Origin of the sequence: Winslowiella toletana (assembly GCF_032164335.1) — a bacterium.
In the GTDB taxonomy this organism is placed as follows: domain Bacteria; phylum Pseudomonadota; class Gammaproteobacteria; order Enterobacterales; family Enterobacteriaceae; genus Erwinia; species Erwinia toletana_A.
On sequence record NZ_CP134152.1, the window covers coordinates 4,107,418 to 4,125,922 of the forward strand.

18 protein-coding genes are annotated in these 18,505 nt (G+C 52.2%); 6 read left to right on the plus strand and 12 right to left on the minus strand.

Annotated elements, in window-relative coordinates; all coding sequences use genetic code 11:
- Nucleotides 1-91 precede the first annotated feature (91 nt).
- Nucleotides 92-1,336 (plus strand): amino acid permease, encoded by a 1,245-nt coding sequence (locus RIN69_RS18800; protein WP_313853728.1) that lies wholly within the window; start codon nt 92-94, stop codon nt 1,334-1,336.
- A 32-nt stretch (nt 1,337-1,368) separates the two neighbouring features.
- Here RIN69_RS18800 and RIN69_RS18805 read toward each other — a convergent pair whose 3' ends face one another.
- The 3 genes from RIN69_RS18805 to RIN69_RS18815 all read right to left on the minus strand — a co-directional run bounded on the left by RIN69_RS18805 (nt 1,369) and on the right by RIN69_RS18815 (nt 3,276).
- Nucleotides 1,369-1,992: a cupin domain-containing protein gene (locus tag RIN69_RS18805; RefSeq protein WP_313853729.1), complete on the minus strand. Its 624-nt coding sequence runs from the start codon at nt 1,990-1,992 to the stop codon at nt 1,369-1,371.
- A gap of 253 nt (nt 1,993-2,245) precedes the next feature.
- A complete protein-coding gene (locus RIN69_RS18810; protein ID WP_313853731.1) occupies nt 2,246-2,944 on the minus strand; it encodes a FliA/WhiG family RNA polymerase sigma factor in 699 nt (232 codons plus the stop codon).
- Entirely contained in the window at nt 2,941-3,276 is a 336-nt protein-coding gene (locus RIN69_RS18815) for a hypothetical protein (RefSeq protein ID WP_313853732.1), read from the minus strand. Before RIN69_RS18815 ends, RIN69_RS18810 begins: the two co-directional genes overlap by 4 nt.
- A gap of 434 nt (nt 3,277-3,710) precedes the next feature.
- Here RIN69_RS18815 and flgM point away from each other — a divergent pair, with 434 nt between their 5' ends.
- Nucleotides 3,711-3,935: a flagellar biosynthesis anti-sigma factor FlgM gene (gene flgM / locus RIN69_RS18820; protein WP_313853733.1), complete on the plus strand. Its 225-nt coding sequence runs from the start codon at nt 3,711-3,713 to the stop codon at nt 3,933-3,935.
- A gap of 116 nt (nt 3,936-4,051) precedes the next feature.
- Nucleotides 4,052-4,537: a YlaC family protein gene (locus RIN69_RS18825; RefSeq protein ID WP_313853735.1), complete on the plus strand. Its 486-nt coding sequence runs from the start codon at nt 4,052-4,054 to the stop codon at nt 4,535-4,537.
- 14 nt (nt 4,538-4,551) lie between these two features.
- Here RIN69_RS18825 and RIN69_RS18830 read toward each other — a convergent pair whose 3' ends face one another.
- From RIN69_RS18830 to RIN69_RS18855, 6 genes are all read right to left on the minus strand, one after another.
- Nucleotides 4,552-5,961 carry an aminotransferase-like domain-containing protein gene (locus RIN69_RS18830; protein WP_313853738.1) on the minus strand — a complete coding sequence of 470 codons (1,410 nt, stop codon included), beginning with the start codon at nt 5,959-5,961 and terminating at the stop codon, nt 4,552-4,554.
- Nucleotides 5,962-6,033: 72 nt separating this feature from the next.
- A complete protein-coding gene (locus RIN69_RS18835) occupies nt 6,034-7,029 on the minus strand; it encodes a Csu type fimbrial protein (protein WP_313853740.1) in 996 nt (331 codons plus the stop codon).
- Nucleotides 7,026-9,476, minus strand: a complete 2,451-nt coding sequence (locus RIN69_RS18840; protein WP_313853741.1) for a fimbria/pilus outer membrane usher protein — start codon at nt 9,474-9,476, stop codon at nt 7,026-7,028. Before RIN69_RS18840 ends, RIN69_RS18835 begins: the two co-directional genes overlap by 4 nt.
- 3 nt (nt 9,477-9,479) lie before the next feature.
- Nucleotides 9,480-10,187: a fimbrial biogenesis chaperone gene (locus tag RIN69_RS18845; protein ID WP_313853743.1), complete on the minus strand. Its 708-nt coding sequence runs from the start codon at nt 10,185-10,187 to the stop codon at nt 9,480-9,482.
- Nucleotides 10,188-10,217: 30 nt separating this feature from the next.
- Complete coding sequence (locus RIN69_RS18850) at nt 10,218-10,742, minus strand: Csu type fimbrial protein (protein WP_390902410.1); 525 nt, start codon at nt 10,740-10,742, stop codon at nt 10,218-10,220.
- Nucleotides 10,743-10,774: 32 nt separating this feature from the next.
- Nucleotides 10,775-11,344 carry a Csu type fimbrial protein gene (locus RIN69_RS18855; RefSeq protein WP_313853744.1) on the minus strand — a complete coding sequence of 190 codons (570 nt, stop codon included), beginning with the start codon at nt 11,342-11,344 and terminating at the stop codon, nt 10,775-10,777.
- 488 nt (nt 11,345-11,832) lie between these two features.
- On the opposite strand from RIN69_RS18855, the gene RIN69_RS18860 reads away from it, so the two are divergent.
- Entirely contained in the window at nt 11,833-13,902 is a 2,070-nt protein-coding gene (locus RIN69_RS18860) for a putative bifunctional diguanylate cyclase/phosphodiesterase (RefSeq protein ID WP_313853745.1), read from the plus strand.
- A 41-nt stretch (nt 13,903-13,943) separates the two neighbouring features.
- On the opposite strand, the gene tcuC is transcribed toward RIN69_RS18860, so the two are convergent.
- The 3 genes from tcuC to exbB all read right to left on the minus strand — a co-directional run bounded on the left by tcuC (nt 13,944) and on the right by exbB (nt 16,710).
- On the minus strand, nt 13,944-15,260 hold the full coding sequence (tcuC, locus tag RIN69_RS18865; protein WP_313853747.1) for an MFS transporter: 1,317 nt from the start codon (nt 15,258-15,260) through the stop codon (nt 13,944-13,946).
- A gap of 287 nt (nt 15,261-15,547) precedes the next feature.
- A complete protein-coding gene (gene exbD, locus RIN69_RS18870; RefSeq protein WP_313853748.1) occupies nt 15,548-15,970 on the minus strand; it encodes a TonB system transport protein ExbD in 423 nt (140 codons plus the stop codon).
- Nucleotides 15,971-15,975: 5 nt separating this feature from the next.
- The gene (gene exbB, locus RIN69_RS18875; RefSeq protein WP_313857805.1) at nt 15,976-16,710 is read right to left on the minus strand and encodes a tol-pal system-associated acyl-CoA thioesterase; all 735 of its coding nucleotides are present in this window, start codon (nt 16,708-16,710) and stop codon (nt 15,976-15,978) included.
- Nucleotides 16,711-17,016: 306 nt separating this feature from the next.
- Between exbB and RIN69_RS18880 the strand changes: the two genes are divergently transcribed.
- Together RIN69_RS18880 and RIN69_RS18885 are read left to right on the plus strand one after the other, a co-directional pair.
- The gene (locus RIN69_RS18880; protein WP_313853750.1) at nt 17,017-17,985 is read left to right on the plus strand and encodes a TRAP transporter substrate-binding protein; all 969 of its coding nucleotides are present in this window, start codon (nt 17,017-17,019) and stop codon (nt 17,983-17,985) included.
- 13 nt (nt 17,986-17,998) lie between these two features.
- Nucleotides 17,999-18,505 carry a TRAP transporter small permease gene (locus tag RIN69_RS18885; protein ID WP_313853751.1) on the plus strand — a complete coding sequence of 169 codons (507 nt, stop codon included), beginning with the start codon at nt 17,999-18,001 and terminating at the stop codon, nt 18,503-18,505.

The window sequence follows — 18,505 nt, forward strand, 5'->3', positions numbered from 1 at the left end:
GACCTCGCGACCACTGACAGTTCTGAACAGAAAACTCTCTGCGTTGAGGTGTGTTTACTCAACGCCTGATTGGCCAGCGAAAGGAGCCACCATGTCGTTCGAAACGTCGTATCTGCCGGCAACTGAAGCCGCGCAGCGCCAGCATACCCGCAGCAAATCGCTGAGCTTTGTTGAAGGTGTTGCGATGATCGTCGGCACCAATGTTGGTGCTGGCGTGCTGTCGATTGCTTATGCCTCACGTAAGGCAGGCTTTATGCCGCTGCTGTTCTGGTTGGTGGTGGTCGGCGTGTTTACCACCATCACTATGCTGTATGTCGCCGAATCGACCTTGCGCACCCGGTCACACTTGCAGCTTAGTGGTCTGGCAAAACGCTATGTCGGTGGCTTCGGTTCCTGGCTGATGTTTTCCTCGGTTTGCGTTAACAGTATTGGTGCGCTGACCGCCTATATGAGCGGCAGCGGCAAGCTGTTGCAGTCATTACTTGGCCTGTCGCCCTCTGTCGGTAGCCTGTTGTTTTTTATACCCGCGGCCGGGGTGCTATGGCTGGGACTAAAAGCGATTGGACGCAGTGAGAAAGTGATCTGCGCCGGGATGATCCTGATGTTGTTATTGTTATTTAGCGCCACTTTTATTCAGGAGAAAACCCAGCTGGTTAATCTGCTGGAGGGCAACTGGCTGTTTATGATCCCGGTATTTAATGTGGTGGTGTTCTGCTTTTCTGCCCAGTACATCGTGCCGGAAATGGCGCGTGGTTTTAGCGATAAACCTCAGCAGCTACCGAAAGCGATTATTGTCGGAATGGCGATCACCTTTTTGCTGCTGGCGGCGGTACCGCTATCGGTGATTGCGCTGAATGGCCTCGCCGATATCTCGGAAGTGGCGACCATCACCTGGGGTGAGGCGCTGGGTCAATGGGCATTCTTCTCGGCGAATATCTTTGCGTTGCTGGCGCTGGTGTCATCCTATTGGGGGTTGGGCGGAAGCTTTCTCAGCAACATTGGCGATCGCTTTAACTGGGATATCGAAAATATACCCTGGCGTCGGCTGGTGGCGCTGCTGATGGTGGTGCTTCCTCCCTTTGCGCTGGCCTGGAGCGGGCTGGTCTCGTTCGTGAATGCGCTGTATATCGCCGGTGTATTCAGCGGCGTGGTGTTGTCGATTATGCCGATGCTGATTCTTAAGGGCGCACGTGCCAGCGGTGATAGCCAACCGAGCTGGCAATGCAACCGGGCGATCACCCATCCGCTGGTAAAAGTCATTATTATCGCCATTTACCTTGCCAGCGCGGCCTACGCAATCGCCTCTCTGTTCAGGCTGCTGCCTTCCGGCTGGTGATAAACTCGTCTTGCCAGATATCTGGCAAGACTTCATTCGTTACTGAACGGCCAGGTTGCGGATCCCGACTGTTGGGCGATCGGATGCCAAATGGCCGTTACCGCACCTTCCCCCCCGCTAATCGGATCCTGCTGCGGAAGCGGTACACGCTTAATGTTTTCGATTGATTGCGCCATCATACTCTTATCATCGCGCAACGTATCCGGCTCAATACCTTCAGGATAAGCGCCGACGGAGAAGAAATCCTCACTGGCGGAAATTTGCTGATGGCCGACACCGGCCGGAATCAGTACCGCATCACCGGCGCGCAGCGTCACCACGCGGCCGCTCTCGCCACCGAACAACACTTCTGCCCAGCCGGCGCTGACGCCGAGCAGTTCATGGGTATTTGAGTGATAGTGGGTATAGGGGAATACCGGATAACGCCAGCGCGGTGGCCAGCGATGAGCGGCGAATAGCTGTTCAAACCAACCGGCAATATCTTCCGTACCTTCCGGCACCACGCGAGGATAGATAATCAGGGGTAGCGGATTATTGGGTACGCCATTAGCGGGCGTAGCCAGCATCAAATGCTGAGGATGAGTTGACGCGCCGGCAGAAAAAGTTCCAGCCGCAAATGACATCATTAACAACAGACTGCCTGTTGATGGCAACATATTGACGTCTCCCGTAATGCGATAATCGATATGTTTAGTGTGGCAGTTATTAATAAGCACGCAATAAAATGATTGGGCACAAAGTCACAAAATATGTTTAAATTTAGTTGCTTAACTCAAATTCACCCAAAAAAAACCGGTGGTGCCAGCCACCGGGTGAACCAAACGTTAAATTCTAAACAGGAACACAGGATTGCTGTAGCGGTCAGTTAAGGCTTCACCCCGCCCTGCCGGTACAGTGCTCAATACGTTTTTATTTCAGTATGAAAAAAGCTTTTATTTTTTCACTGATCTTTTTATTCAGCTGGCAGATTCTTGCCTCGGTCAGGCCAAGTATCAGCGCAATTTCTTTCAGGCTCATTTCCTTATTATAATAAAGAGCGAGGATCGTTCTTTCGCGATCATCAAGCGTACTGAGCGCCAGTTTTAACGTGCGCTGAATATCGATCTCCTCTTCCATTACCCGTCCGTGTAATGCAGTACCCAGGCCATCGACAGAAAGTAAATCATCATAACTTTCCATGCTGCTGGCGCTTTCCAGCATCCGATACTCCTGGAAAGTTTTATTACTCAGACCAAGATGATGACGAATCTCTTCATCAGAAGGATGGTGTCCTAGCTTACGCGTCAGATCGCGCATCGCGTCATTAATTTTGTGCGTTTTCTGGCGCAAACGCCGTGGCCGCCAGTCGTGCAACCGCAGTTGATCCAGCACGGCACCGCGTACACGCTGCAATGCATAACCAGCGAACTGAGCGTCCGGTCGGCCATAGCGACGCAGCGACTCCAGCAGGCCGATTAATGCCACTTGTTCCAGATCGTCACGATCCATTACGCTGTCTGCTTGCGTTGAAAGCTGGCGCACAACACGTTTAACTAAGGGTAACCACTGTTGCAAATAGTGGCTCTCTTCAGCTACGGTTAATACAGTAATATCAGTAAATACGCTCATGATTGCCAATTAATGATGTTCTTTGAAATTAATACGTCATTAAAAGACAGCTGTTCACCATAAGCTCCTTCATAACGCGCCATAATATTTTGCATTCCATCTACAGGAAAATGATGCTGTTGATGTGCATCGGCAATCAGAGTATTGAAGTGACCCTTAATGACGTCACAGCAAAGTTGCTTCTCTATTTTTATCATCGCCAAAAATAAATTTGTCGAAGATGATTTTTCCTGTTGGTTGAAATAGCTTTTACTGGCAACTATCATTGCGGCAATAAAAATCGCAACAAAGACTGTCAGCAACTTGCTAATAAAAAAATGATTAACCGTCATCTTTCACACCGTTGTTGATATAAATTGTTCGGTGCAGGATTCTCTGCCCACTACCGATAATTCAACTTTCTCAGCGCTAAAAAATAATCACACAGCTGATGTAAGCTCTGTGATCATTATCCTAAATATTGGTTAAATTCGTTCTAAGAAGTAACGACAGCGCAGATTAGAAAACTCTTGTCGTTAACGGGAAAACTCTCTCACCTTTAAATTTCAGATGAAACTCTCTGACGGAAAGACCATTAACATAATGATGTATATGATTTATTTATTTTTTTCAGCAAAGTGTGAAGCATTTATCAGCCGCGAGGTTTACACCCATGTTCAAGGAAAGATCGGCGCAGCCTCATGGATAGCGACGTATTTAAGTTTCCTGACAACGTGTCGTTGTGGGTAGGTATCGAATTTAATCGCGGTACTGGCAGGAAGATTGAATGAAATTGAGCGCATCATCAGAACAACGAATTGCCTCCGGTCTGGAGAGTGCTGAGGAAATAAACGGCATAATCGATGAGGGACAGAAAGCGTTACAACAGCTGCCAGAAATTGACCAGGTTCGCATCGCCGAACTGAAACAAGCCATCGCGAACGGTAGCATCCCGCTGGACGTCGATACTCTGGCCCGTAACATGCTGGATTATTTCCGCAACCGCGGATAACTGACAACGCAGGTGCACAACTGTTATAGAAAAATGTGCGGTAACTGTGCCTGTTATTACTGTTTACTTCGTGTTCTAATTTTACTCTGGCTGGAGTTTGATGACCGAGGTGAACAATGAATGAAATAAAACAGATCCTGCAGCGCGAGATCGACACACTGAATCGTGAAGAGCAGCGCGACAACAAACCCCGCTTCAGCTTCAACTTTTTGAAATCCCATCCCGGCCTGTGGCTGTCGATGTATATCTGTTATGCCCTGAGTGTGGCACTGATCTTTACTACCGACTTCCTTGGCTGGCCAGCATTCTGGGGCGCATCCGTTTTCGTGCTGCTGATGAGCGTGTTGATGCTGATGGATATCAATCCAAAATACCGCTTCGAAGATATCGACAATCTGCACGATTTGCGCGTCTGCTATTACGGCGAATGGTATTATGTGCGCACCCTGTCTGATACGGCAATCAACGAGATTCTCAATCACCACAATACGCCGGAAAAAGTGAAAGCCGGTATCCGCCATCTGTTATCGCAGAAGGGCGAAGTCGATTTTTATGACGTCTATTCGCTGACCTGGGGGCAGGCGCGCGCCTCCTCAGTATAATCCCCGTTCCTGCATCACATCATGGCGGCTATCAGGCCGCCGAGAACTGCCGCCGCCGCTTCCTGGGCATCATCCCAGACCCAGGCGGCATTAAAGCGAAAGTAGTTGGCATATTGCTGACCCGACGAGAACATACTGCCCGGCGCAATGCTGATATGGTGCTCAAGCGCACGGTAATAAAGCTCCGTTGCATTGACCTGTTTCGGCAGTTCAATCCAGAGAAAATAACCACCGTGTGAATCGTTAATCCGCGTGCCGTAAGGCAGATGGCGCTTAAGTGACTGCCGCGCCAGGTTTTTGCGCTGTTCCAGTACCTGACGCAGTTTACGTAAATGGCTGTCATAACTGCGGGTGCCCAGATAGTTGGCCAGCGCCAGCTGCATAGGTGCACTGGTCGACAGAGTACTCATCAGCTGCAAACGCTGAATACGCTGCGCATGTTTTCCTGCCGCCACCCAACCGACGCGAAAGCCCGCCACCAGATTTTTGGAAAATGATGAGCAGTGCAATACATTGCTGGTGTGATCAAAGGCTTTGGCCGGCAAAGGCTTATCCCCGCCAAAATAGAGTTCGCTGTAAACGTCATCCTCAATCAGCGCCACATTGTGTTCGGCTAACAAGGCCACCAGCTGCTGTTTCTTCTGCTTCGACAGCGTGAAACCGACCGGATTTTGCTGATTTGTCATCAGCCAACAGGCCTTGACTGGCCAGCGCTCCAGCGCCCTTTTCAGCTCATCAATATCCATGCCGTGCTGCGGATCGGTGGCAATCGCCACTGCTTTAAGCTTCAGCCGCTCAATCGCCTGCAGTGCGCCATAAAACGACGGGTTCTCAATCACCACCCAGTCACCCGGCTCGGTAACCGCCTGCATGCTGAGGTTCAGCGCTTCCATTGCCCCATTGGTAATGACAATCTCATCGGGCGAAACGGTAATTCCCTGTTGGGCATAACGCTGGGCCAGCGTTTTGCGCAGCGCTTCATTACCTGGCGGTAAGTTATTAATGGCATCCGCTGAGGTCATGGTGCGCGAGACGCTGTTAAGAGAACGCATTAGCTGGCGCTGCGGAAACAGCTCAGGATCGGGAAATGCCGAACCAAAAGGCACAATCAACGGATCGCGGCACGCCTGCAACACATCAAAGATAAAAGCGTTGATATCCACCGTTTCCGCCAGCTGGACTTTCTGGTGGCTGATCGGCTGGCTGAGAAATTCTGCACGCGGTGCCACATAGTAGCCAGACTGTGGACGCGAAACGATCCATCCCTGACTCTCCAGCACCTGATAAGCATGCATCACCGTCATTAAACTCAGGCCGCTAAGCGCCACTTGTTCGCGTAGCGACGGCAGTTTTTCACCCGGTTGCCAGACTTCGGCTTCCACTTGCGCGCGGATCTGATGGACCAGCTGTTGGTATTTTGCCACGATCTGTTACAGGCCAGTTGAGAAAACAGAGCGACTATTATAGGTGATTGCTGGCCTGCGTCGAGGGCGTCATCAGAAAGATAAATCGACTACCACGTTATCGGTATAGGTGCCCGGCGGTGGCGTTGAGATAAAATCAACCACCCTTGCGGTGTAGTTGTAGGTGCGTGTCAGGCCATCGCTGCTCACGGCACTGGAGGAGGCGCTGGACCAGCGGTCGGTCCCGGTTGGTCCCCAGTTAGTATTGGTGCTGGCTTTCAGAATGCTGTAATTAATCGTGTAGCCATTGTAGAGCATCCTACGTATGCCAAATATCGAGTTGTTACCATTGCTCAGGCCAACGGTATATGTACTACCTTTGGTGCAAACTACGCTTATCGACTGGGAAACCGGTGCGAAGGCAGTGGTCAACGGTGCGCTACCAAAATTAAGGTTGGGTGCGGTGATGGTGGTGCAGTCATTACCAATCACCATCGTTACGGTAATCGGAATCGTGCCGGATCCATTCTGATCGCTGAGCGCGACACAGACCCCCCCTATATTTGCGCCAGTACAGACACGATAGGTCACCGCAATATTTAGCGTAACGGTATAGGTTCCGGCCGCTACCGTTTGCCCCGGCACCGTGCGCAGATAGAGTGGGAAGGTGAAGTTAAGCCCACCCAGCAAACCGATCAGATTGCCAAGCTGGGTTGACGTGTAAGTGACGGCGGTCGCACCAATCGTCATTTCTGATGTACAGTTTGATGTCGAGCAAAGCCTGACAGGGATATTATCCGGCCCTGAATCACCTGCGCGTTTCATGGTGCCGCGCAGGGCATCAGCCGAGACAGCACTGGCTCCTGACAGCCGCAGCGTTACGCTATTGGTCGCCAGCAGCGACAGAATATTACCCGCGCCGCAGTTAACATGCACTTCCGTGGAGGTGCTGCTCACCGTGCTGTTCACCGCAAAGGAGCTGGCGGAGCCAAAGCTGGCGGTGGAGGCTGGCAGCGTGCAGGCTGCCCAGCCTCCAGAGGAAAACACCAGCGTGATTAACGCTACAAGCGCGGCAAGAAGATTTTTCATCGGCGTTTTCCTGAAGATAAGTCAGACAATGATGCTGTAGTGGAAGCGACGGGTGCGGAAGGCAGGTTGCAGACAATCGGCCCATAGGTGCTTAATCCTTTTGGCTTACCGTCTGCAATCACCAGCCGGGTTTCGCAGCGCCTGCCGTCTGGCGTCACCGCCACAATCTGATTGTCGGCAGTCAGGTTTTCCATCCAGCTAAGACCATCCCAGCCAACATATTCGATGGCCTGCCCACGGCGATAGATTTGCGTTGAAACCGGTAATGGCTGACCCTGCTGGTCATGCAGGATTACGCTGGCCGCGCGAAGCGGTTCAATCGGGAAGTCGAGCAGATAGCCACTTTGCCGCTTCACGGCAAAACGTTTTTCCACTTCAGGCGCGGTCATATCGGCGGGCAGATTAAGGGTATCAATACCGTACTTCGCCGGATAATAAGAGCTGATGCCAGGCACCAGCAAATAACCCTGGCTGTCGGTTTTTCCCATCGACTGGTTTTCATAACGCACGTTGATATCGGGATAACCCGTTTTCACCAGAACAAAGGCATCGTTAACCTGGTTAGCGGCAAACACTCCGCCATCCATCAGCAGCAGCGAACCGGAAAGATCGGCCCATTGCGTGGTGTTATCGCTGTCGCCATAGAAACCGACCGAAGTATCAATCTTGCGGTTACGCCAGTTCAGGCTGGCCTGCCGATAATCACTGCCGACACTCTGATGCGCCCAGGAAGCATCCCAGGCCAGGCCGCCATCGCTTGGCATCGATCGTGACACCCACGCGCGCTGTGCAGTCCCCCCCTGCTGATTACGCTCGGTACTCAGGCTGGCACTGTAATGCTCGCCGAATGGGATAATCAGCGATATTGCTCCCGCCCAGTCACCCTGCTGCTGATCGCGGCTGGCGGAAACGTACAGGCTGCTATTTCCCCAGATATTTTTGCTCCATGACAGATTCCACAGCCGGGTGCGATCGCCCGATCCTGACGTGATATCGATAAATGCGGCCCCCAGGCTGCCGAAACGATTAAGGGAAACGCTGGCATTATATTGGGCACTACGGCGACTCAGCGTGTATCGACTGTTGCTGTTATTTCCCTGCCGGCTGCCATACAGCCCCAGATCGCCGTAGCTGCTGGTGCGAATGGTGTGCTGAGTACCGACATTGAACCAGCGCTGGTTATATTGATATCCCCAGCTGTATTGCCTGCCGCTATCAGCATACATCCGGCTCTGGGCCAGCGCGCCGTTTACCACCCCCAGCGAACCGATTTTCATCTGGGCGCCAGCGCCGCCTAACGCCAGTGACTCTGCGCCCTCGGCGTGGGTTTCCAGCGTCAGCCAGTCGGTAACGCCATAGCGCAGCGAGCCGCTGGTCGCTGCCGGTCCATAATCGAAGTTACTGATGCCGTAATTTTGGCGGATGCTCCCGGCCGCAACCGAATAGTCAGTCAGACCCGGCTTTAGCAGATCGCTGGAGACATAAAATGGCAGTGTGGTGGTTACCTGGCGGCCAACCGCATCAGTGGTGACAATCACCGCGTTCCCGGCACCATTGACGAAGGGCATATTGGTTAATGAGTAAGGCCCCGGCTGCACATTGTTGCTGCTGTTGCGGTAGCCATTAACGAACAGATCAACCGTTGAGGGAACGGCGGCCTGACCGGCGAAGGATGGCAGCGGATAAGTCACCAGATCCGGGCGTAAAGAGAAGTCGCGGCCGAACTGTACGCCGCCGATACGCACGCTGCTGCTCCAGCCCACAGAGTCGGTGACCAAATCACCCAACCGCCAGCTCAGCGCATCGTCTTCATCCTGATAGGTCCAGTAAGTGTCATAACGTATATAGCCGTCATCCTGATAACTGGATTCATTGCTCAACTGCTGCTGCCATACCCCGTTACTGATAAACTGACCGGAATCACCAAACAAACGAAACTCATTCCACGCCGAATAGCGCGTGCCTCGGTTATCTGCGCGGCTGGCATACAGATCGTAGTTAAACAGCACGCCGCTACTGGTTCGGCCCGGATAGCGTAATGCATGCTTACCGCCGGAGAAATTTTGCTCGGGTAGCCACTCACTGGGCACCGTCAGAACCATACGCTGACCGGCGCTGTCATACTCTGCTTTAACTCCTGGCAGAGTGGTCACATCCACCTGTTCGCCGGGTATTTTAGACGCCGGGATACCCGCGCTTTGCAGATCCGCAGCGCGTAACAGATAGTGCCCGTCGCGAAACTGCACCGGCACAATCGCGCCGCGATCGGATTCGTTCACCACCAACCCCAGCATATACTGCTGATTCTTCACGCTATTACTGGTTGCTACCGGAGGCGGCAAGGTATCCCAGGTTTCCCCATAGCCACTCACCGGTGATAGCCAACAGATTACCCCGCTGATAACCAGCGAATAGCGCCGCGCAGGCGGTGACCAAAAGTTAGCCATTATTTAACGTTCAGAGCCGCTACTACGCCAGGGTTTACTATTTACCTCTGCGACCAGTTGAGAACCTGACGACGCCGGAAAAGAGAGCGGCCAGCGCATGGTGTTTTTGCCCAGCACGTAGCCCAGTAATCCCTCCGACATATTGCGTCCGCCAATTGAGACTTTACTCAGGCGCGCATGTACCGCACTACGGTTGGTTACCTCAAGGAACGATTTTCCCTGCTCATTGACCACCCGCCAGCTGAGATCGGGTTCGGTAGTAGTAGCATCGAGCCCCTGACCATAGACAAATAAAGGCACCGAGTAACGCATCTGGAAATTTAATCCAACCTGATTCTTCCCTTCCTCTTTTGGCGTCGGAATTTCATCCAGCAACACCCGCCAGGCGGTTTCCTGACCGGAAGCCGGTGGAACCTGCTTAATCAAACGCACCAACTGTCTTTTTCCCGGCTCTATACGTACCAGCGGCGGGCTGGCTACCACCTGTGTCTGCGTTTGATATTGTTCCTTGCCATTCACCTGGTTCCAGCCAAACACTCGCACCTGCATCAGCGTGGTGGACGTTCCGCGATTTTCCAGCCAAAGCTCGGTCGCTTTCTGGTCGCTGCTGATTTTAGGATCAATAGGCCAAATCATTACTGAGTTACCCGCATGGGCCAGACTCGTAGTCAACGTCGCCAGCAGCAGTAATGCGACACGAGCAATATTCATTCCAGACATCCTTTTAAAATAAATGATGCATTACCAGCTCAGGGTAACCGTCAGGGTATCGCTATAGTTTCCGGCACGCTTAACGCCGCTCAACTGCAATAAGCCGTAAATTGGCAGCGTAATGTTGTTAGAGTCGCTGTAAGTTACCGCCACATTTTGATTAATCGGGATCTCACTGGCGGCGCTGTGGCTTGAGTTGGTAAACAGTCGGTAGGTTATTTGATCGCTGAAGTTAGCGATTTTAAGGTGACGCGTGTTGGATGAAGCGTGAATGCCACCATTAATACTCATGTTCAAAGTCGTACCCGGCGTGCAGGCCAAAATAATGGTGGTGCTCTGCACATAGCTGGCGCTGACGCTGGTTGAGGACACCCCGGAATGAGTACCAAAGTCCAGTGTGCCAAACACACCGGTATTAGTGCCGGAAACCGCACAGCCTGCGACAATCGTCGCCGAAACCAGAAAAGTCTGCGTTGGCAATGACCGTGCACTGCTGACGTATAACGTCAGCAAGATGCACAGTACAGGTACACGTCTGGTGATGAGCACTGACATTCCTGACAACCCGTTATCCCTGACAACAAGAATCAGTAGTTCACAACGACGTTAATAGTGTCTGAGTAGGTTCCTACCGGGATATTCGCGTTGTAATCTCCGCCGGTAATCCGTCCATAGATAGGGTAGTTTTCACCGTTGACCGGATCGGGCGTACCACTGGCAGTCAGATCCGCGCCGTCGGCAATTACCGTCGCAAAGCCAGCGTCGTTATACAGCGTATAGGCAATGCCCTGAGTGTTATCGCTGTCCAGCAGCAGATAACGTGGTGAGGCGGTAACATCACCATAGGTATCACCGGACGGGGCGCCATTACTGCTGTCAATCTGTACGTTGTAATCTTCGTCGTTGGTGCAGTTGACATAGATACCGTTACCCACCGGACCAACCAACGTGGCGGTAAGCGTATCAAAGGTCGCTGCACTGGTACCAAAGCTCAAATCACCGAAGTCGACATTGGTGGTAGTCGGTTGACCATTGACCAGACAGCCGGTTGTCAGCGTCAATGTGGCATTAATCGTTCCCGTTGTGGTGGCGGCAAAGCCTGAAGAAGCAACACCGAGGCTCAGACCACAACCCATCAGAAAAAGCTTCATTTTCATAATTATTCCTTACTAATTAGTGTGATGATTGTGCTTTCCAGACTGGCTAACAATTAACAAAAAAAGCTGTTTTGGATCCCTCTGGCTACAGGTTATTGAAGTACCGATGAATTAGTTCGAAATTTGAATTAATGCTTATGCATCAATTTTATTAATTATATATCACCCTCACCTCTGCCCTTACAATCAAAATTAAAAAATATTTCAAAGTATGTGGATTACAACCAAAATGATTGAGTCACGTTACCAGCTGGGGCCTCGTCGCACATGTCAAAGATATTACTGGCTGGCTATAGGCGATTTTTTTCTCCAGTGGTATTTTCTTCCCTCAATAAAATCGATTAATTGATTTAATAAATCGCGCAGCCCACAGCCGGCGGCAATAACAGTGTTTTTATTCAGACTTTTCGCAGAAAATACGCCTGAGTAATTTTCTTTTATCCACACCAAATCATCAGCTCATTGGTTATCAGCACTTGGGAATATCTATGCTTGTTAGTTCGTACGATCAACCGCTGGTCATTTTCTCATTTATCGTGGCATTTCTTGCCTCGTATACCGCTCTCGATATGGCCGGCCGCGTTGCCACTACCAGTGGTAAGGCCGCGCTGATTTGGCTGATTGGCGGCGGCTTTGCCATGGGAATTGGCATCTGGTCAATGCACTTTATTGGCATGCTGGCGATGAACTTGCCAATGGTAATGAGCTACAGCGCTCTGCTTACCGCCCTGTCGATGTTTATCGCCATTGCTGCTTCGATTTTTGCCCTGTGGATCGTCTGCTACGGAGAACTGCCGCTGTTGCGGCTCGCCAGTGGCGCGCTGATACTGGGCAGCGGCGTGGTAGCGATGCACTACACCGGCATGGCGGCACTGATGTTTGAGCCGGGTATTGTCTGGCATTGGGGCTGGATAGCCTGCTCGGTAGCGATTGCCCTCGCCGCTTCGGGTGCCGCGCTATGGCTGGCGTTTAACCTGCGCAAAAATAGCAGTCGGGTAGCATGGCTGCGCGCCGGTGCGGCAATTATTATGGGTATCGCGATTGCGGGTATGCACTATACCGGCATGGCGGCTGCCAGCTTTCCGGCAGGCAGCCACGCCACTCACGCCGGTGTTAACAGCAACTGGCTGGCAATTCTGGTGATGGTGGTAACCTTGTCGATACTCGGTATTACGCTGCTGGTATCGATGCTGGATGCGCGTTTGCAGGCCCGTACCTCGGTACTGGCTTCATCACTGGCAGAAGCGAATCGTGAGCTGGCTCAGCTGGCACTGCACGATAACCTGACCCGGCTGCCTAACCGCATCCTGCTGGAGGACAGGCTTGACCAGGCCATCAATAAAGCCACGCGCGAAAAATCGCAGTTCGCTCTGATGTTTATGGATCTTGACGGCTTTAAAGCGGTGAACGATGCTTTTGGCCATCATATCGGCGACAATTTACTGATTGCCGTTACTGAACGTATGACCGAAAAAATGCAGGGGCACCATACGCTGGCCCGCCTTGGCGGCGATGAGTTCGTGCTGTTGATTGAAATCGACGATCCTAATGATGCGGCAACGGTGGCCGCGGAGCTGGTCAGGTCAATCGATGCTCCTTTTGAGATTTCACGCTATGAACTGGTGGTGTCATTAAGCATTGGCATCGCCGTCTATCCGGATGACGGCGTCGATGAGCGGGAGCTGCTGTTTAACGCTGATGCCGCGATGTATCACACGAAAAACAATGGCCGTAATGGCTATAACTTTTTTCAGCCGTCGATGAACACCATTGCGCAGAATCAGCTTCAACTCATTAACGATCTTTGGCTGGCGCAGGATCACCATCAGCTGCAACTGTTTTATCAGCCGAAGTATTGCGCGCCCCAGGGGCCGATTCTTGGTTTCGAAGCCCTGCTGCGCTGGCAGCATCCGGAGCGAGGTCTGCTGTCCCCGGATATCTTTTTACCGCTGGCGGAAAAGACCGGTTTAATCGTCAGTATCGGTAACTGGGTAATTAACGAAGCCCTGCGCCAGCTGCGCGTCTGGCATTTACAAGGCCATGATGACTGGTCGGTGGCGGTAAACTTGTCGGCATTACAATTTGAGCAGAGTAGCCTGATCGAAACGGTGGTGCAGGCGCTGGATCGCCATCAGATTCCAGCGGAGCTACTGACGCTGGAAGTGACTGAAACCACCGCGATGCGCGATCCGGATGAGAGCGTGCGTATCCTGACGGAGTTAACCCGCCTCGGAGTAAAAGCATCGATTGACGATTTCGGCACTGGCTATTCGAGCCTGTTATATCTCAAACGCTTACCCGCCAGCGAGTTGAAAATCGACCGGGCATTTGTTAACGAATTACAGTCTGAAACCGAAGATGCCACCATCGTCTCGGCGATTGTGGCACTGGCACAGTCGCTGAATCTGAAAGTGGTGGCAGAAGGCGTTGAAACCGAGGAGCAGCAGGCGTTTCTGACGGGCCTCGGCTGCAACACACTGCAGGGCTATCTGTTGGGTCGACCGGTTCCGGCAGAAAAAGTCAGTGAACTTAAAAATTACACTGGCGTGCCGGAGTAATTTTGCCAGAGGCGGCAAAATCGCCGCCTCTGCGCGCGGGGTTATACGGTTACCGGCAGCGGTGTATGACGCGCCTGATACTGGCGTAACAGGCGTCTGATAAGCAGGGTCCCCACCAGCCCACACAGCGCCGCCACGGTCAGCCAGACGCCAGGCATCGCCTTATCGCCGGTTACGTGGATCAGGTAGCTGGATATCGCCGGAGTAAAGCCGCCAAACAGCGCGGTCGCCAGGCTGTAGGCCATCGAAAATCCGGTGGCACGCACTTCAGCCGGCATCACCTCTGCCAGATAAACCACCATCGCACCGTTATAGCTGGCGTAGAGAAACGACAGCCACAGTTCAGCTTCCAGCAGGTGAGCAAAGCTTGGCGATCCCACCAGCCAGTGCAATACCGGCCAGGCGGTGACGATCATTAACAGGCTGAACACAATCAACAGCGGACGACGCCCAACCCGGTCCGATAACGCCCCCATTACTGGCAGCCAGAACAGGTTCGACAGACCGATAAACAGCGTTACCAGAAAACTTTGCTTGTCGCTCATCATCAGCACGGTCTTACCGAAGGTCGGGGTAAAAGCGGTAATCATGTAGAACATTACCGTGGTGGTAACCACCATCAGCATTCCGGCCAGCACCAGCGCCCAGTTACTGGCAACCGATCGCATGATTTCGCTCATTTTGGGATGATGCTTGCGCTGGCTGAATGCTTCGGTTTCTTCCAGCATGCGACGGATCCAGAACAGGAACGGCACAATCATACATCCCACCACAAATGGAATACGCCAGCCCCATTCGGTAACCTCGCCTTTATCCAGCAGATGGTTCAGCAACAAGCCCAGCAGCGCGGCGAAGATAACCGCTACCTGCTGGCTACCAGACTGCCAGCTGACGTAAAACCCTTTGCGCCCTTTCGGAGCCACTTCCGACAGGTAAACTGATACACCGCCCAGCTCAACGCCCGCTGAAAAGCCCTGCAATAAACGCCCCAACAAAATCAGAATTGGCGCTGCCGCGCCCAGAGTGCTGTAACCCGGCACACAGGCGATGGTAAGTGTACCCACTGCCATCAGGCACAGCGTCAACAGCAGGCCCTTGCGACGACCGTACTGATCAATATAGGCACCAAGAATGATCGCCCCAAGCGGACGCATCAGGAATCCGGCACCAAACGTCATTAGCGTCAGCATCAGTGAAGCGAATGGGTCATCACCGGGGAAAAAGGTTTTAGCAATAGCGGTGGCATAATAGCCAAACACCATAAAATCGTACATTTCCAGAAAGTTACCGCTGGTAACGCTAAAAATGGTTTTTGCAGCGCTCTTGGGCCGCCTTGACATTGCAGCAGTGGGGTTCATACAGGCTTCCTTATGTTTTTCTTCGTTTTTATCCTGCAAGGCCAGGTTTTAATGTGACCTTCTTCACCATTCCAGTTTACAAAGTAAACCGATTGGTAACGAAAAATTAACAAAAGGAATTAGCCAGAAGATTGTACTGATAAGAGGGGGTTTGAGGGGATTTACGCAGTAATGAGCAACTTGAGGTTTTTTCTGTAGCGGTGGCATCTTCCGCCATCCGCGCCGAAAAATGCTGTCCGGACGGGAGCCGAAAACGGCTCCCGTAAAATCACAGGCGTGACAGAAGGCTATTTAGCGACGGTTTCCATACCCATTAAACCAATCTTCAGATAGCCAGCCTGTCGCAGGGAGTCCATTACGCCCATCAGCGTTTCGTAATCAACACTCTTATCTGCCTGGAAGAAAATAGTGGTGTCTTTCTTCCCTTCAGTCTGCGCATTAAGCACGTTGACCAGATTCTCAGTATTTACCGCTTCGTTGCCAATAAACAGCTGTTTGTCTGCTTTAATCGACAGATAAACCGGCTTTTCCGGGCGCGGTTGCGGGGTACTGGTTGAAGCAGGCAGATTAACGCGGACATCCACTGTCGCCAGCGGAGCGGCAACCATAAAGATGATCAGCAAAACCAGCATCACGTCGATAAACGGCGTGACGTTGATTTCATGCATTTCACCATTGCTGTCGAGATCTTCGTTTAATCGCATCGCCATGATAGTTAACCTAACCGCAGCTTATGGGCTGCCGCCGTGCGGTGCGCATCAGCGCTGTTTGCCAGATCGAGATCGCGGCTCTGCAACAGCAACACCTGTGCCGCTACGTCGCCAAGTGAAGCTTTGTAGTTGGCAATCATACGCGCAAACACGTTATAGATGACGACCGCTGGAATCGCCGCAACCAGACCAATTGCCGTTGCCAGTAGGGCTTCAGCAATACCCGGAGCAACCACTGCCAGGTTGGTAGTCTGCGTCTTCGCAATGCCGATAAAGCTGTTCATGATACCCCAAACGGTACCGAACAGGCCGACGAAGGGTGCAATTGCACCGATGGTTGCCAGGAAGCCGTTACCACGCCCGGCATGACGGCTGAATGCGGCGACGCGGCGCTCCAGACGGAATCCGGTGCGATCTTTAATACCGTCGTTATCGTCAGAACCGGCAGAAAGCTCCAGCTCATTGCGTGCTTCATTAAGCAGCTGAGTACTGAGGCTGCCAGCGTTGAAATTTTTGCAGGTTTCTACCGCTTCGTTCAATGAACGAACCGTTGCCAGTGCCTGCTGCTCACGCTTCAGGCGGCGTTTAGCTGACAGCAGTTCCACACTCTTACTGAAGAAGATTGCCCAGGTGATGACGGATGCACACAGCAGTCCAATCATTACCGCTTTCACTACGATGTCAGCATGTGCATACATGCCCCAAACAGAGAGATCTGTTTGCATCAAATTACTGGTCACCACGCTGTATCTCCAACCTCAATAAACCACATTCGGAAATCAAGCGCAGATCATATCAAATTAGCGCTGAATTGATAGTAGTTCTCATTACTATTTACATTTTGACACCGCTGATTTCAGCCTGCGCTACCTCAGACTAACGAAGAGATACCATCCACATCACATTTTTGAAATGATGTTTTATAAATTAGCGAATGTCATTTCAAAATATTACAAAACTGTGAGTCGCTTCACCGCTACTGGTTAATTTTAACGCTACTTTTTAGCCACATTATTCTAACAACGACCTGACCTCTGGAGCCTGAGATGAACCTAACCCGAACTTTACTCAGCATGTGTTTGCTTGGTGCAGCGGTGACTTGTGTGCAAGCCGCCACCCTTCGTGCCGCCGATGTCCACCCAAAAGGCTACCCGAACGTGGTTGCGGTGGAACATATGGGTGAAAAGCTGGCGGCGGCCACCGACGATCGGCTGGAAATTAAAGTGTTTCCCAGCGGCGTGATGGGCGATGAGAAACAGATGATCGAGCAGGCTCAACTGGGAGCCATCGATATGATCCGCGTTTCGATGGCTCCGGTAGCGGCCATTCTGCCGGAAATCGAAGTCTTTACCCTGCCCTATGTGTTCCGCGATGAGGATCATCTGCACAAGGTACTGGATGGAGAAATCGGCCAGCAGATCGGCGATAAAATCACCGGCAGCGCCAACTCCCGCCTGGTGTTTCTCGGCTGGATGGATGGCGGCACGCGCAATTTGATCACCAAGCAGCCGGTGCTGACGCCGGAAGAGCTACACGGGATGAAAATCCGCGTGCAGGGCAGCCCGGTGGCTATCAATACGCTGAAAGCAATGGGTGCCAATGCGGTGCCAATGGGCGTCAGTGAGGTATTCAGCGGCATGCAAACCGGCGTCATCGATGGCACGGAGAATAATCCCCCTACCTTTATCGCCCATAACTACCTGCCGGTGGTGAAAAATTACACCCTCAGCGGCCACTTTATTATTCCTGAGCTGTTTCTCTACTCAAAGGTGAAGTGGGACAAACTGAGTAAAGAGGATCAGCAGCTGATTACCAAACTGGCAAAAGAAGCGCAGGCTGAGCAGCGTCAGCTGTGGGCAACCTACAATCAGCAGTCGATCGATAAGATGACAGCAGGCGGCGTTAAGTTTCATGACATCGACAAAACCGCCTGGATCGAAGCCACCAAACCGATTCGCGATAAATATGCCGCTCAGCATCAGCAACTGATGCAGGCGATTGCCGACGTTCAATAATCAGGAGCCGACCATGACGAATAAATGTCATAACCTGATGGACTGGCTCTACCTGGCAGGAATGGTGGTCTCCGGCATTGCACTGCTGGTGATGACGCTGGTCGTCCCCTTCGCCATCTTTATGCGCTACGTAATGAATGATGGCTCCTCATGGCCGGAGCCGCTGGCGATTATGTGCATGGTGACCTTCACCTTTGTCGGCGCAGCAGTCAGCTACCGTGCCGGTTCTCATATCGCGGTTTCAATGCTGACCGATCGCTTACCTGAGGGTTTACGCCTGCTGGCCTCACGCATTGCCGATCTGCTGATGCTGGTGATCTGCGGCTTTATTCTCTGGTACAGCGCACAGCTTTGTATACAGCTGTGGTATCAGCCCATCGCCGAATTTCCGATGATAACCGCCGGACACAGCTATTTGCCGGTGCCGATTGGTGCTGCGCTGACGCTGATGTTTGTGCTGGAACGGCTGGCATTTGGTTCGCAAGAAAATCGCCCGGTTGTGATTATGGGTAACACCTGA